This window comes from Acidovorax sp. SRB_24, from assembly GCF_012931925.1.
In genome coordinates, this window is the sequence record NZ_MWOM01000002.1 from 117,131 (window position 1) to 132,491 (window position 15,361).

At 60.8% G+C, this 15,361-nt stretch carries 11 protein-coding genes, 1 tRNA gene and 2 pseudogenes; 9 read left to right on the forward strand and 5 right to left on the reverse strand.

What is annotated here, in order from left to right; translation table 11 throughout:
- Window positions 1-49 precede the first annotated feature (49 nt).
- The gene (fabI, locus tag B2J89_RS01205; protein ID WP_169167406.1) at window positions 50-847 is read left to right on the forward strand and encodes an enoyl-ACP reductase FabI; all 798 of its coding nucleotides are present in this window, start codon (window positions 50-52) and stop codon (window positions 845-847) included.
- Window positions 848-949: 102 nt separating this feature from the next.
- Entirely contained in the window at window positions 950-1,807 is an 858-nt protein-coding gene (locus B2J89_RS01210) for a DNA ligase (RefSeq protein ID WP_169167407.1), read from the forward strand.
- A gap of 61 nt (window positions 1,808-1,868) precedes the next feature.
- Here the strand turns inward: B2J89_RS01210 and B2J89_RS01215 are convergent, their stop codons facing one another.
- On the reverse strand, window positions 1,869-4,253 hold the full coding sequence (locus B2J89_RS01215; RefSeq protein ID WP_169167408.1) for an arginine/lysine/ornithine decarboxylase: 2,385 nt from the start codon (window positions 4,251-4,253) through the stop codon (window positions 1,869-1,871).
- Window positions 4,254-4,402: 149 nt separating this feature from the next.
- Here B2J89_RS01215 and B2J89_RS01220 point away from each other — a divergent pair, with 149 nt between their 5' ends.
- From B2J89_RS01220 to B2J89_RS01235, 4 genes are all read left to right on the forward strand, one after another.
- A complete protein-coding gene (locus tag B2J89_RS01220; RefSeq protein WP_169167409.1) occupies window positions 4,403-4,828 on the forward strand; it encodes an NfeD family protein in 426 nt (141 codons plus the stop codon).
- 22 nt (window positions 4,829-4,850) lie between these two features.
- Entirely contained in the window at window positions 4,851-5,768 is a 918-nt protein-coding gene (locus tag B2J89_RS01225) for an SPFH domain-containing protein (RefSeq protein WP_169167410.1), read from the forward strand.
- A 67-nt stretch (window positions 5,769-5,835) separates the two neighbouring features.
- Window positions 5,836-5,925: transfer RNA gene (locus tag B2J89_RS01230), tRNA-Ser, on the forward strand.
- Window positions 5,926-6,528: 603 nt separating this feature from the next.
- Window positions 6,529-7,398, forward strand: a complete 870-nt coding sequence (locus B2J89_RS01235; RefSeq protein ID WP_169167411.1) for a hypothetical protein — start codon at window positions 6,529-6,531, stop codon at window positions 7,396-7,398.
- A 441-nt stretch (window positions 7,399-7,839) separates the two neighbouring features.
- Here B2J89_RS01235 and B2J89_RS01240 read toward each other — a convergent pair whose 3' ends face one another.
- The 4 genes and pseudogenes from B2J89_RS01240 to B2J89_RS01255 form a co-directional block, all read right to left on the reverse strand.
- The gene (locus B2J89_RS01240; protein WP_371809015.1) at window positions 7,840-8,337 is read right to left on the reverse strand and encodes a dienelactone hydrolase family protein; all 498 of its coding nucleotides are present in this window, start codon (window positions 8,335-8,337) and stop codon (window positions 7,840-7,842) included.
- Between the two features lie 51 nt (window positions 8,338-8,388).
- Window positions 8,389-9,674 (reverse strand): annotated as a pseudogene (locus B2J89_RS01245) (M16 family metallopeptidase).
- Between the two features lie 629 nt (window positions 9,675-10,303).
- Window positions 10,304-11,200: a serine hydrolase gene (locus tag B2J89_RS01250; protein ID WP_169167412.1), complete on the reverse strand. Its 897-nt coding sequence runs from the start codon at window positions 11,198-11,200 to the stop codon at window positions 10,304-10,306.
- 127 nt (window positions 11,201-11,327) lie between these two features.
- On the reverse strand, window positions 11,328-12,269 hold the full coding sequence (locus B2J89_RS01255) for a LysR family transcriptional regulator (protein ID WP_169167413.1): 942 nt from the start codon (window positions 12,267-12,269) through the stop codon (window positions 11,328-11,330).
- A 108-nt stretch (window positions 12,270-12,377) separates the two neighbouring features.
- Between B2J89_RS01255 and B2J89_RS01260 the strand changes: the two genes are divergently transcribed.
- The 3 genes and pseudogenes from B2J89_RS01260 to B2J89_RS01270 form a co-directional block, all read left to right on the forward strand.
- Window positions 12,378-13,544 (forward strand): mandelate racemase/muconate lactonizing enzyme family protein, encoded by a 1,167-nt coding sequence (locus B2J89_RS01260; RefSeq protein ID WP_169167414.1) that lies wholly within the window; start codon window positions 12,378-12,380, stop codon window positions 13,542-13,544.
- 37 nt (window positions 13,545-13,581) lie between these two features.
- Window positions 13,582-14,565: a tripartite tricarboxylate transporter substrate-binding protein gene (locus B2J89_RS01265; RefSeq protein WP_169167415.1), complete on the forward strand. Its 984-nt coding sequence runs from the start codon at window positions 13,582-13,584 to the stop codon at window positions 14,563-14,565.
- Window positions 14,566-14,906: 341 nt separating this feature from the next.
- Window positions 14,907-15,361: pseudogene (locus B2J89_RS01270) on the forward strand (NADP-dependent malic enzyme); the annotation flags it as partial.

A 15,361-nucleotide genomic window follows, 5' to 3' on the forward strand; every position in this document is an offset into this window, starting at 1 on the left:
CGTCTTGGGGCGGCGCAGCGCCCCCAATACCCCCTCAGGAGAGCCTCACATGGGATTTCTTACCGGCAAGAAGCTGCTGATCACCGGCGTGCTGTCCAACCGCTCCATCGCCTACGGCATTGCCAAGGCCTGCCACGCGCAGGGCGCTGAGCTGGCCTTCAGCTACGTCGGCGAGCGCTTCAAGGAGCGCATCACCGGCTTTGCCGCCGAGTTCGACTCCAGCCTCGTGTTCGACTGCGACGTGGGCAGCGACGAGCAGATCGAACGCATGTTCCGCGACCTGTCGCAGACCTGGCCCAAGATCGACGGCTTCGTGCACGCCATCGGCTTTGCCCCGCGCGAGGCGATTGCCGGCGACTTCCTCGACGGCCTCTCGCGCGAAGCCTTCCGCATCGCCCACGACATCAGCGCCTACAGCTTCCCGGCCATGGCCAAGGCGGCCCTGCCCTACCTCAACGACAAATCGGCGCTGCTGACGCTGTCGTACCTGGGCGCGCTGCGCACCATCCCCAACTACAACACCATGGGCCTGGCCAAGGCCAGTCTCGAAGCCAGCGTGCGCTACCTGGCCGAGTCCCTGGGCCCGCGCGGCATGCGCGTCAACGGCATCAGCGCCGGCCCGATCAAGACCTTGGCGGCCAGCGGCATCAAGGATTTCGGCAAGCTGCTGGGCATGGTGGCCGGCGCCTCGCCGCTGCGCCGCAACGTGACCATCGAAGACGTGGGCAATGTCGCCGCGTTCCTGCTGTCCGACCTGGCCAGCGGTGTGACGGCCGAGATCACCTATGTCGACGGCGGCTTCAGCCAGACCGCCGGCATCAGCGCGGGCAGCGAGGCCCTGGCCTGAGCGGCTTGGCTGCGCCATTGCGCTGCCATGCCAAATACCACAAAAAAGTGGCTCCAGCGCTGATGCAGCAAGCGCTGATAGCTATTAAAAACTGAGTAGTCCATGCTCCACCGCCGCCGCGCCCTCACCCTGTTGGCGTGGACGGCGTGGGGCATTTCTTTTTCTGCCTGGGCTGCAGACGCGCCGGCCCTGCTGCTGGCCAATGTCTACCGCCCCGGCGTGACGCTGCAGGACTACTGGGTCAGCGAGAAATACGACGGCGTGCGCGGCTACTGGGACGGCCGGGCCCTGCGCACGCGCGGCGGCGAAACCGTGCACGCGCCGGCCTGGTTCACGGCCGGCTGGCCGGCCGAGTCGCTCGACGGCGAGCTGTGGGCCGGGCGCGGGCGCTTTGGCCACGCCCAGTCCACCACGCGCCAGCAGCAAGCCAACGACGCTGCATGGCGCCAGATGCGCTTCATGGTGTTCGACCTGCCCGGACATGGCGGCCCGTTCGACGAACGGTTGCCGGCCCTGCAAGCGCGCGTGCGGCAGATCGCCCAGCCGTGGGTACAGGCCGTATCCCAGCAGCGCATCGCCAGCGACGCCGCCCTGCAGGCACTGCTGCAGCGCACCGTGCGCGGCGGCGGCGAGGGGCTGATGCTGCACCGCGGCAGGTCGCTGTACCGCGCCGGCCGCAGCGACGACCTGATCAAGCTCAAGACACACGATGACGCCGAAGCGCGCGTCATCGCCCACCTGCCCGGCAAGGGCCGCCACGCGGGACAGCTTGGCGCCCTGTGGGTCGAGACGCCGCAGGGCCAGCGCTTCAAGCTGGGCACGGGCCTGAGCGACGCCCAGCGCCGCGATCCGCCGCCCGTGGGCAGCTGGGTCACCTACCGCTTTCGCGGCACGCACGACGGCGGCCTGCCGCGCTTTGCCAGCTTCATGCGCGTGCGCGAAGACCTGCCGCCCGAATGAAAAATGGGAGGCCAAGCCTCCCATTGCACGGTGCACCCGGGTCGGGCGCCGCGTTACCGCATCACAGGGTGCGGCCAAACGGGCCGTCCGAGCCCACCTGCACCAGCTTGTCCTTGGCCGAGGTCTTGGTTGCCGCACCGCGCCGCTTGGTCTTGGCCGCCGGCTTGTCGAGCGCCACGCAGTCGGCGTAGTAGCTGACATGGCCGTCCTCGTCCTCGATCTCGACCAGCCCATGGATGTCGGTCTCGAAGCCCGGGCTCATGGCAGCAAACTCGCGCGCGAACTTGAGGTAGTCGACGATCTTCTTGTTGAACACCTCGCCTGGCACCAGCAGCGGAATGCCCGGCGGGTACGGCGTGATCAGACCCACGGTAATGCGCCCTTCGAGGTCGTCGATGGCCACGCGCTCGGTCTGGCGGTGTGCAATGTGCGCGTAGGCGTCGCTCGGTTTCATGGCCGGGGTCAGGTCGGACAGGTAGATCTCGGTCGTCAGGCGCGCGATGTCGTACTTGGCGTAAAGCTGGTGCACGTGCTGGCACATGTCGCGCAGGCCCATGCGCTCGTAGCGGCGGTGGCTCTGGCAGAACTCGGGCAGGATGCGCGACATCGGCTGGTTCTTCTCGTAGTCGTCCTTGAACTGCTGCAGCGCGGTCAGCAAGGTGTTCCAGCGGCCCTTGGTGATGCCGATGGTGAACATGATGAAGAAGCTGTAGAGGCCGGTCTTCTCGACCACCACGCCGTGCTCGGCCAGGTATTTGGTGACGATGGACGCCGGAATGCCGGTCGTGTCGAACTTGCCGTCCAGGCTCAGGCCCGGCGTGACGATGGTCGACTTGATCGGGTCGAGCATGTTGAAGCCGTCGGCCAGTTGGCCAAAGCCGTGCCACTTGTTGCCGCTCTTCTTGCCCTTTTTGTCGGCACGGATGATCCAGTCCTCAGCGCGGCCAATGCCTTCGTCGACCAGCTGATCCGGCCCCCAGACCTTGAACCACCAATCGTCCTTGCCGAACTCGGCCTCGATCTCGCGCATGGCGCGGCGGAAGTCGAGCGCCTCGAGGATGCTTTCTTCGACCAGTGCGGTGCCGCCCGGCGGCTCCATCATGGCGGCGGCCACGTCGCAGCTGGCAATGATGCTGTACTGCGGCGAGGTCGAGGTGTGCATCAGGTACGCCTCGTTGAACAGGTGGCGGTCGAGCTTTTCGGTCTGCGAGTCCTGCACCAACACATGGCTGGCCTGGCTGATGCCGGCCAGCAGCTTGTGGATCGACTGCGTGGCGTAGACCACCGAATGCCGGGGGCGCGCGCGCTTCTTGCCCATCGCGTGGTAGGCGCCATAGAACGGGTGGAACGCCGCATGCGGCAGCCAGGCCTCGTCAAAGTGCAGGTTGTCGACGTAGCCGTCGAGCATGCCCTTGATGGTTTCGGTGTTGTAGAGCACGCCGTCGTAGGTGGACTGCGTCAACGTCAGCACGCGCGGCTTGACCTGCTTGGGGTCCACGCCCTTGAGCAAGGGGTTGGCGCGGATCTTGGCCTCGATGGTGGCGGGCTCGAACTCGCTCTGCGGGATCGGGCCGATGATGCCGAAATGGTTGCGCGTAGGCTTCAAGAACACCGGCACCGCGCCGGTCATGATGATCGCGTGCAGGATCGACTTGTGGCAGTTGCGGTCCACCACCACCACGTCGCCCGGCGCCACGGTGTGGTGCCAGACGATCTTGTTGGAGGTCGAGGTGCCGTTGGTCACGAAGAAGCAGTGGTCGGCATTGAAGATGCGCGCGGCGTTGCGCTCGCTCTCGCCAATGGCGCCGTTGTGGTCGAGCAGCTGACCCAGTTCTTCGACCGCGTTGCACACGTCGGCGCGCAGCATGTTCTCGCCGTAGAACTGGTGGTACATCTGGCCCACGGGGCTTTTGAGGAAGGCCACACCACCCGAGTGGCCGGGGCAGTGCCACGAATACGAGCCATCTTCAGCGTAGTCGAGCAGCGCCTTGAAGAACGGCGGCTGCACGCCTTCCAGGTAGCTCTTGGCCTCGCGGATGATGTGCTTGGCCACGAACTCGGGCGTGTCCTCGAACATGTGGATGAAGCCGTGCAGCTCGCGCAGGATGTCGTTCGGCAGGTGGCGGCTGGTCTTGGTCTCGCCATAGATATAGATCGGCACGTCGGCGTTCTTGCGGCGTACCTCGCCAATGAAGCTGCGCAGGCTGTGCACGATCGGATCCTGGCCCGCGCCCAGCGTGAACTCCTCGTCGTCGATAGACAGGATGAAGGCGCTGGCGCGGCTTTGCTGCTGCGCAAACTGCGACAGGTCTCCGTAACTGGTCACCCCCAGCACCTCGAAGCCTTCGCTCTCAATAGCCTGCGCGAGCGCACGGATTCCCAACCCCGAAGTGTTCTCGGAACGGTAATCCTCGTCGATGATGATGATGGGAAAGCGAAATTTCATGCGCAGCCTCCGTGCAAACGTGCCCTGCCCGGCCAAAAAACAAAAAGAGGCGCGCAGTGTAAGGAATAAGTGTGAAGCACTTCCCGAACGCGGCTTCTGATGACCCAGAATATGAAACCCCAATACAGACAACGAGAGGAGCCTGGCCCATGGATGATTCCACCCTGTGGTGGCTGATGACCGGAGCGGCCATCGTGGCCGAACTGCTGACCGGCACGTTCTACCTGCTCATGCTGGCCATCGGCCTGGCGGCCGGCGCCCTTGCCGCCCACCTGGGCGCGGACATGGCGGTGCAACTGGTGGTGGCGGCCGTGGTCGGCGGCGGTGCCGTCTTTGCCTGCTACCTGGTGCGCCGGCGCAGCCCCGGTGTGCAACCTGCCGCGAGCAACCGCGATGTGAATCTGGACGTAGGAGAGACCGTGCAGGTGGATGCCTGGAATCCCGACGGTACCGCGCAGGTACGATACCGTGGTGCCCAGTGGACGGTGCTGCTGCGCCCCGGCAATGCCCCCTCACCCGGTCTCCATCGCGTGGCCGAAGTGGTGGGCAGCCGCCTGTTGGTCGACAAAATCTGAACCATCCACCCGAGGGAACCCCATGGAATTAGCCATCGTCATCTTTGTCATCGCCGCCATCTTCATCGTGCGCTCGGTCAAGGTCGTGCCCCAGCAGAACGCCTGGGTGAAGGAGCGGCTGGGCAAGTACGCCGGCACGCTCACACCGGGGCTGAACTTTCTCGTGCCCTTCATCGACCGCGTGGCCTACAAGCACAGCCTCAAGGAAATCCCGCTCGACGTGCCCAGCCAGGTCTGCATCACGCGCGACAACACGCAACTGCAGGTGGACGGCATCCTGTACTTCCAGGTCACCGACCCGATGCGCGCCAGCTATGGATCGAGCAACTACATCATGGCCGTGACCCAGCTGGCGCAGACCTCGCTGCGCAGCGTGATCGGCAAGCTCGAGCTCGACAAGACCTTCGAGGAGCGTGACATCATCAACGCCCAGGTCGTCCAGGCCATCGACGAGGCGGCGCTCAACTGGGGAGTCAAGGTGCTGCGCTACGAAATCAAAGACCTGACGCCGCCTGCAGAGATCCTGCGCGCCATGCAGGCCCAGATCACGGCCGAACGCGAAAAGCGCGCCCTGATCGCTGCCTCGGAAGGCCGCCGCCAGGAGCAGATCAACATCGCCACCGGCGAGCGCGAGGCCTTCATTGCCCGCTCCGAAGGCGAAAAGCAGGCCGCCATCAACAACGCCCAGGGCGAAGCCTCCGCCCTCCTGACCGTGGCAGAAGCCACAGGCCAGGCCATCGAGCGTGTGGCGGCCGCCATCCGCCAGCCGGGCGGCGAGCAGGCCGTACAGCTGAAGGTGGCAGAAAAAGCCGTCGAGGCCTACAGCAAGGTGGCCGCCGACGCCACCACCACGCTCATCGTGCCCAGCAACATGACCGATGTGTCGGCGCTGATCGGCTCGGCCATGAAGATGGTGCAGGCGCAGCGCCCTGTTTCCTGAGGTTTTTAGATCATCGCCCCGTGTGGACCAAAAAACCAGCCAAAACGCTGCTAGAATAGTGGGCTTCGGAGAGGTGGATGAGCGGTTTAAGTCGCACGCCTGGAAAGCGTGTGTGGGCTAATCCCCACCGCGGGTTCGAATCCCGCCCTCTCCGCCAGTAAGCAAGAAAACAAGCGCCTCTTGGGGCGCTTTTTTGTTTTTATCTACCATCGTTTCTACCATCCGGTTTGCGGTTGGATCAGAGCTACTGGAACGTCGTTGGACATTCCATTGTTGGAGATGGTGGTTTCGGCATCGCCAGGAACCAACGCTGTTTTGGCGTTACATACGAGGGCACTGCAGTCTTAGCGCGCCGATCGTCTTACGGCCTTCCACGCGCGGGCAACAGACCATGGTAGTTGAATCCATTCTGTGCAGCAGCCTATTTTTTCAGCCACTCACGCAAGCTCTGTCCTTTACTAGGCGGTATCAGCGAATCATGGCAATTGCCGTGTGGGAACTCCGGGTCCTTGAGCTTTTGCAAGCCGCTTGCACTCCGCAGCACAGTGATCTTGCCGTCATTGGAGGGCGTCCCCTGCTTAGTAGAGGTCACCACCCATCCTAACCGTACGCGGGGAACACTGCTTCACGCCGATGACAACTGGAGGGCTGCGGATACAGCGCATGACCTCAGCCCTCTTCACTTGCGTTGTGCGGTTGACCTTACATGACACTGGATATGACGTAAGCTCAACTTATTTCTGTGATGACGGAGGCGTGCATGCGATTGGAGAAAATGCTTGAAGCTGCAAAAGGCCAAGTGCTTTTTCAGCGTTTTCCTGAGGATATGCCGCCTGCACAAATTCTAGAAATTACCTTGAGTGGCGTAAAAAGCAACATGCTGGATGCCGAAGGATTGATGCTTGTTTTTCCAAAGCAACAAGCGAACCAGCCTCGGAATGAGCGTTTCTCCAAACTAGAAATCGATTTCGGGAAAAAGGTTAAAATCCAAGAAATTTATGCCAATCTGACGACCTCAGAGATTATATGCATTGGGCAAATACATTCCCCAATAATCGTGGCAAATGGACATTTAGGTGATGCGCGATCCGCACTGACTACATATTACGCAAGGAAAAATAAAAATAAGATACTGCATGCATACTTCCAGCTCCCTGGCAGCCATTTTCTTGGCATAGAAAAAGTTCTTGCGACATATGACCAAGCATTCTGTGTTGACACAAATTCTGCAGTTGCCCGTGATAGCCGCAAAGTTGCTGTAACGACGGCAATCATAGGAAAGCCAAAGACCCTTGCAGAGTCAGCCATGTACATAGGGGAGACAACTGAGTACCAGTGCGTTGCATATGACCCTCCAGGCAATCCAGAGATACACGGTATTTGGATGTGTTTCTGCCATATATACAAAGAGCGCCCTGCACTGCTTGAAAACAGAATCGCACTCATAACAGATACTGAGTACGATCGTATAAAGGGTTGGCAAAGCAGGTCCGATCCATTCTTTGAGGGGTGGATGCTTCCGGAAGGGATTGACATTTTTTATGCAACATCAGACGCGGGGGGCGATGAATTCGCTCCGAATAGGCTTATTAAAACTTGCGATCAATTGAGCGCAAAAAAGATGAAATAGATTCTGAAGTAGTTCCTATTTTACTTATGGGCGACGAGGATTTTCGCGGTGAATCAACCTCACAAAAATCATTAGGCAAGACACGAAAACTGTGGTTTCTTGAAACTCATCTAATGATATTTATAAAATCCAAAACGCACCGAACTATTTGGGCTCGTATTGCTTTCGTATCACCGTCGCCGGGTGATCCAGACACATCGCCTGGAATTGATTGACGGCTAGTCCAAGTTCCGGGTCAGTCGCCAGGGAGCGCTTCTTTTTAAGTCGTAAATGTGGTTGCCCATGCCGCTGCCAGCCTTCATGATTAGAGTTGCCGATTCGGTGGCTTGATTGACTCATACTCAAACCTGCCCGTCTGGTCGCCGCTGAGGTCTTTCAATGGCGCCGCAGGGCGCAGCGTCGGGAGCATGGTGACGGCCAGCACAAGTATCAGGCGGCGGCTCATTTGGCGGCCTTCATGAAGGTCAGCACATCTTTCACGGCTTCCTCGCGGGCCTTGTCGTTGCTCTCCACCGTGATCCAGGAGGTCTGCTTGCACTTCGGCATGTGGGCATTCCACTCTTTGTCGTCGGTGAACGTCTTCCCCGAGACTTTGTCGTGCGCTGGCCCCCAACTGCTGCGGTCATTGGAGACATAGGGCATGCACACGTCCATTGAGCAGAGGTTGAAGTTGCCCTCGTTGTACTTCTTCCATGGCTGGTTGAGCCGGTCGAAGACATGCGTGGCACCGGGATAGACCTTGTAGCTGACCGGATGGCCTGCCGCTGCGTACTCGTCGGCCAACTCCATGCACGGCTTGGCCGGGGTCATGTCGTCTTTCTCACCCAGCACCATGAGGATCGGAGCAGGTAGCTTGCTGTGCTGATCCACCCGGTAGCGCATGTTGCAGCCGGGATAGACCGCCACGCCGCCCGCCCATTTCACATCGGTGGGGAGCACATGCTGCTGGTGCACCCATATGGTTGACGATGAGCTGCGAGCAGGATCGACTCAGGCTTCCAGACGGGCTGCGAGTTGCCGAGCGGTTTTTGCACTGGCTCCCTTGCCAGCAATGGCCAGCGCCGGAGGGTTGGCCAACATCCGCTCGAAGACCATCCGTACCTCTTCCGACCCAATGTCATCGATTATCGCCAAAGTTTCAGCCATCGGCGTCACGGTGTCGCTGGCGAAGAGCTCTTCCACAGCCTGCTCCATCGTGGCGTAGGGCCGCTCTCCAGCACGAACCCGGGATACGGTCAGCTGGTTCTTGGCCCGCTCCAGGTGCACCGGGTCAATGCAGGTAGCCTGTGCACGCAGCAAACGGCCGGTGGCGGTCAGCAACGCGTCGAGCTTGTCCGGGGTCGTGACCGCGTGCACGATGAAGTTGGCCCAGACGTCCCACTTTCCATCGTCGCATAGGTCGTATAGGCCAAGCCAAGCTGCTCGCGCACGGTGTCGACCAGGGGCGACGACATCCCTTCCCCGAACAGATGGGCCGCCAGCGAAGCCGCAAGGCGCCAGCGCCGCTGAGGCACCTCCTGCTGCTCCACGGGCCCCAGGGGGTAAGCTATGTTCACGAACACCTGAGAGACCTGCGTAAAACGCCGGGCCAGAGCATGACCAACGTACTTCGCGGGCCTGGGTTGTTGCACCACAGGCAGATCGGTCGACAGACGAATGTCTGCAAACAGTTCTCCGGCAAGTGTCATCCAGGCATCGACATCGAAGTTGCCCGCCCCAGCCACGACCGTCTTTTCCGCGACATAGTGGCATTGCACGTGGCGGACCAGATCCTGCCGGGTGAATCCCTCGATGTTGGCGACTGTGCCAATCACCGGCATGCCCATTGCGCCGTCACCCCAGATGGCACGGTCGAGAAGGTCACTGGCGCTCTCGTCCGGATCCTCTTCGTACTCGATGGCCTCCTGGCGGATCACCTCCAGTTCCCGCTGCAATTCATGCTCGGGAAACGTACTGTTCAGGACGATGTCGGCCATCATGCGCAGCAACTGCTGCGTGTGCCGACCGAGGCCGGTCATGAAGTACCCGGTAGTGTCCTTCCCGGTGAAAGCGTTGACCTCAGCCCCCAATCGCTCCGCATCCAGGTTGATCGCCTGCACGGAGCGGGTGTCGGTGCCTTTGAACGCCATGTGTTCGAGAACATGGCTGATGCCATTAGTGGCCGGCGTCTTGTCTCGGGAGCCTACGCGCAGGAATATGCCCACGCTGGCGCTCTGCACGTGGGGCATGGGGATGGCCAGCAGACGCACCCCATTCGGGAGCGTGTGCTGGATCATGGTTGGGCGCTCAACTTCGAATGCCGTCGAAGGCTGTTCTTGACTCATATGGCATTGTCGCAGTGCCCCATCAAAGGCAGACAGGCCAGTCCCGCGCATTCAACTAAGCGAGTACGCCGCTTACAGTCAGAAAAAGCAACGAAAGAAAATCCGTGCCCACCTGGCCGATTAGGTGGGCTCGGACATGGTTCTGCTGCTAACGCAGGGCCTCGGTCAGCACGTCAGGTCTGTTACGGATCCGACCGAAGGAGATGAGATACCCGGTCCGAAGTCATGCTCAAAATCAGCGTCTCGACGGCTGATATAGGCCCGTTGCTGCCGTTCGAGCTTCATCGTCATATGTCTGCTGTGCAGCGATTGCTGTCGGCCAAGGTCGCACGACGACCCCACGGTCTCTGCCTCATAGCGGTCATCCGGGAGCCAAAGCCCTCGCGGGTCCGACGGCCGGTTTCAGATCTACAGCCGACGTCGGGAGCATGCCGCTGTGAAACTTCATCGTGAACGTCCGCTGTATGCGATTGCGAACTGGTGCTCAGGGCCCACAAGAGACATAGCGGGCGCTCCGAACCGGGCATTCGGCAGCCCGCTGCCTCGGGACCTTGGGACCTTGGGACGGCTAATCCATGTCATCAGGCATCATTCTTCTCAGGCTTGAGAGTCGCCAACAGGCGATCAACTACTTCTTGTTCAGCGATACCTTCACCGGGGCCATCACGGAAAACGGCGCAGGTCGCCCTTCTGCCCTCATAGTCGCAGTTGTAGACGGCCAAAACACTGCTTGGCCCAACTCCGGTGTGCCCGCACAGGGTCGCGCCCATGTCCACCTCGCCTTGCATCAGGCCGAGGGCATATCCAAAAGAGATCCATGGGCGCCCGGGAATCGGCCCCCCAAGGGTACGTGCCGCTCGCATCTCCCGCAGTAGCGAGTCAGGCAGAAGGCGTCCGGCCAAGAGGTGGTCCAGAAAGACGGCAGCGCTTGAGACCGGACCGACAAGCAAGCCGTGATAGACCCATCCTGGGTCGTAGCCGGATACCGTCCCCAGACACACGCCAGCCAAGTCAGCTCGCGTTCTTGCGACACGAATTCCCGACAAACCGAGCGGCGCAAACACTTGCTGCGTCAGCGCTTCATCGAGAGTGAGACCGGTCAGGCGTTCGAGGAGTCTTGCCACGTACATGTAGCCGACGTTGGAATATCGCCAACTCACTCCGGGCGTATATCGCAGCCTCGTGGCATCGAGGCGTTCCAACATTTCATCTACCACCCAAGGCCTTTCGCCGCGTGCAACGGTGGCGTGGTATTCGGCAAGCTCACCATAGTCCGCCAACCCGGCTTCATGTTTCAGCAACTGACGCAGCGTGAACGGACCGTCAAGGACCGCAGCATCAAGCCGAACCAATCCATCACGCACCAGTGATAGCGCCGCTGCCGACAGCACCGTCTTCGTAAAGCTCCACCATGGAACAATCGCATCATGCTGTTCGTGCTGGACTACCGAGCCATCTGATAGCAGAGAGAAAGACATTGGGGACTGCACTGGGCGAAAGTGATCAGCTAGGAGTTGCGAAGGTCGGCTGCTGGCCGGAACTTGCCCATTGCACCGTCGCAGTTCAACGCAAAGCGGGTTTACCAGCGCGGCCCATACCGTTGCGTCAACGGGCGGGCAGTCGGGCTTGCTGCTCAGCTGGCTTGCCTTTCACTGACTGCACTGCTGTATCCCAGAGAGCTTCTGCAGCCCGCCCCAACTGCGAATGAGCTCGATAGACCCGGATTTCAAGCTCGACGTTCCACGCTTCAGTGGCCGCCGCAACCAGATTGCCCGCTGCAAGGTCATCGCCGACGAGGCTTTGAGGCAGCCAAGCTATCCCTCGACCTTCGAGCGCCATCGTCCTTAGCACGGATGCCAAGTGGGCAGTGAAGACAGTTTGTGTTTGAAGCGCCCCTAGCTCACGGTCGATGGTTTTATGAAGGATGCTGCCCAGCCCGGATTCTGCGCTGTAGGTCAGAAGAAGGGCTGTCGTCCCGGGTCGCTCCAATTGGTGAAGGGCTTTGCCCTCTGGGCCCATGGCGGAAACGGGGCGCAAAACGTCGGTGCCAACGCAGATGGACGAGTAGCCCTGTACCTGCAGTTGACTGGGCGCTTGAGCGTGGGCGTGGCACAAGACGAACTGCACCTTGCTCTGAGCCAGGAGAGCCTCACACCGATGAAGCATGTCGGACTCCAATTGCAGAGTCCCTGCCATCGTATGCGCTTCAAAGCGGCGCAACCAACCGGGCATGAAGGTCAGCGACAACGCATGTGTCGCGGCGAATCGCAAGCTTTTTGAGTTGGCTTCGGCCACCGCGCGTGCAGCTCCTGGCAACCGGGCTATCTCAGCCAGCAACTCGGGCGCGACACCCTGGAACCACTGGCCGGTCTCGGTGAGCTTGACCGGCTGTGTGCTTCGGTCAAAAAGCTCTGCCCCCAGCCACTCCTCCAGCGCGCGGACGCGGCGACCAAATGCAGGCTGGGTCATGTGACGATCTTCCGCCGCCCGAGAAAAATTTCCCACCGAGGCCAAGACCAAAAAATCTTCGAGCCAGGAGATGTTCATAGCCGGTGCCTTGAAAGCATTGAAGAGAAGAAAAACGGCATTGGTCAAACGGCGCGCGGTTGCAGATCATACCGATCCAGACATTTGTTTTGATACACGGAGCCAAGCATGAAAATCGTTGAGATCAGAGAGAAGACCATCCCCATCAGCTCGCCCATCCGCAACGCTTACATCGACTTCAGCAAGATGACGCTGAGCCTCGTCGCGTTGATCACCGACGTGATCCGCGATGGCAAGCCGGTGGTGGGTTATGGCTTCAACTCCAATGGCCGCTATGGCCAGGGCAAGCTGATGCGTGAGCGCTTTATTCCGCGCGTGCTCGAAGCCAATCCGGATTCCCTGATCGACGACAGCGGCAAGAACCTCGACCCGCACAAGATCTGGAACGCGATGTTCACCAACGAGAAGCCGGGCGGTCACGGCGAGCGCTCTGTGGCGATCGGCACCATCGACATGGCGGTGTGGGACGCCGTAGCCAAGATCGAAGGCAAGCCGCTATTCCAATTGCTGGCAGACCGCTACGGCAACGGCACGCCGAACCGCGAAATCTTCGTGTATGCCGCTGGCGGCTACTACTACCCCGGCCAGGACCACGGCAAGCTCAAGGACGAGATGCGCAGCTACATTGATCGCGGCTACACCGTGGTCAAGAAGAAGATCGGCGGTGCATCGCTCGACGAAGATCTGCGCCGCATCGACTCCATTCTCAGCGTGCTGCAAGACGGCCAGAAACTCTGCGTGGATGCCAATGGCCGCTTCGATCTGGACACGGCCATCCAATACGCCAAAGCGCTCTCGCAGTACGACCTGTTCTGGTACGAAGAGCCAGGGGACCCACTCGACTTCGAGTTGCAGGCCACTTTGCGCAACTACTACAAGAACCCCATGGCCACCGGGGAGGATCTGTTCTCCATGCAGGACGCGCGCAACCTGATCCGCTATGGCGGCATGCGCCCCGACCGCGACTGGCTGCAGTTCGACTGCGCGCTGAGCTACGGCCTGGTTGAGTACCTGCGCACGCTGGACATGCTCAAGGAGCACGGCTGGTCAGCCAGCCGCTGCATCCCGCACGGTGGGCACCAGATGTCGCTGAACATCGCCGCTGGCCTGGGTCTGGGCGGCAACGAGTCGTACCCGGACCTGTTCCAGCCGTTCGGCGGCTTCCCGGACGGCGTGAAGGTGGTCGACGGCCACGTAACCCTGCCCGATCTGCCCGGCATCGGTTTCGAAGGCAAGGCCGACCTGTACGCGCAAATGCAGGCACTTTCCGCCTGATCCGAGCAAAGAACCAAAACCTAAAGGAGACAAAGTCATGGGCATGTTGAAGCAAAAGGCTGCAGTTGCAGCCATCGGTCTGATCGCCGCGAGCACCGCTGCATGGGCAGAATTTCCGGACAAACCGATCACCCTGGTGGTCCCCTTCTCAGCCGGCGGCCCCAGCGACAAGATTGCCCGTGACCTGGCGGAGGCACTGCGCAAGCCCCTGGGCCAGACGGTGGTCGTCGATAACACGGCAGGGGCGGGCGGCACCATCGGCGCGGCGCGGGTTGCACGCGCCACGCCAGATGGATACACCCTGCTGGTGCACCATATCGGCCTGTCCACCGCGCCGGCGCTGTATAAAAAGCTGCCCTACAAAACACTGGAAGATTTCGAGTACCTCGGCCTCATCAACGAGGCGCCGTCGACCTTGATCGGCAAGCCCGGATTGGCTGCCAACAACTTGGCTGACCTGCGCCAGTGGATCAGCGTCAACGATGGGAAAGTCAACCTTGCCAACGCCGGCGTGGGGTCGGCATCTCACCTGTGCGGTTTGGTTCTGCAGGCGGCCCTCAAGTCGACAATGACCTTTGTTCCCTACAAAGGTACAGCGCCAGCGATGACCGACCTGATGGGCGGTCAGGTCGATCTGATGTGCGAGCAAGCAACCAACGCCGTGCCCCAGATCGAAGCCAAGAAGGTCAAGGTCTATGGCGTCACCAGCAACCAGCGTATGACTTTGCCTGGGCTGGCTCAGGTGCCCACGTTGGCAGAGGCCGGACTGACGGGTTTCGAGATGTCGGTGTGGCACGGCGTGTACGCGCCCAAAGGCACGCCGCCTGCCGTGCTGGCCAAGCTGAATACAGCCATTCGTGCCGCACTCAAAGACCCGGAACTCATCAAGCGAGAGGAAGCTCTGGGAGTCCGTGTGGTGACCGACTCCCGCCTGGATCCAGCGGAACACAAGAAGTACGTTGAAAGTGAAATGAACCGCTGGTCCAAGATCATCAAGGATTCCGGCGTAACGGCCGATTGACGTTCAACCGCCAGCCCACAACCCCTGTGCCGCATTGGCCAGGGTATTGCGGCATGCGTTGGTTCACACACACCAGGCTTCGCCACTGCGCTTCTGCAGTGGCGAAGACGATCCCCTTGAAGAACAAAAACAACCCGCCAGCACCTTCCTCTGCCGCCGGCTGGACCGATGCGTTCAATGAATCCCAGTGCCTGGATGCGCTCGTCAGGCATGGTGAGCGTGCATGCGCTGTGGCTTTGCGAGACGTCGAATCCAGTTCAGTCGCAACCGAACAGGCCACTTCTGCAGCGACAGCAGACCCCGCCCAGGCCACCCTATCCACTCCCCCAAAAGCAGAAACCCTGTTGACCATGACCGCCCCCACATCCAGCGACAAAAGGCAGGCAGCCCTCGACTACCACGCGTTCCCCACACCCGGAAAGCTGGCCGTCGTTTCGACCAAGCAAGTGGTCAACCAACACGATCTCTCGCTTGCCTACTCCCCGGGCGTTGCTGCGCCCTGCGAGGAGATCGTCAAAGACCCAGCCAATGCCTTCAAATACACCGGACGTGGCAACCTGGTGGGGGTCGTCAGCAACGGAACGGCGGTCCTTGGCCTGGGGAATATCGGTGCCCTGGCGTCCAAGCCTGTCATGGAAGGCAAGGCGGTACTCTTCAAGAACTTCGCCGGCGTCAACGTGTTCGACATCGAGATCGACGAGAAGGACCCACAGAAACTGGTCGAGGTGATCGCCGCATTGGAGCCGACATTCGGCGCGATCAACCTCGAAGACATCAAGGCGCCCGACTGCTTCTA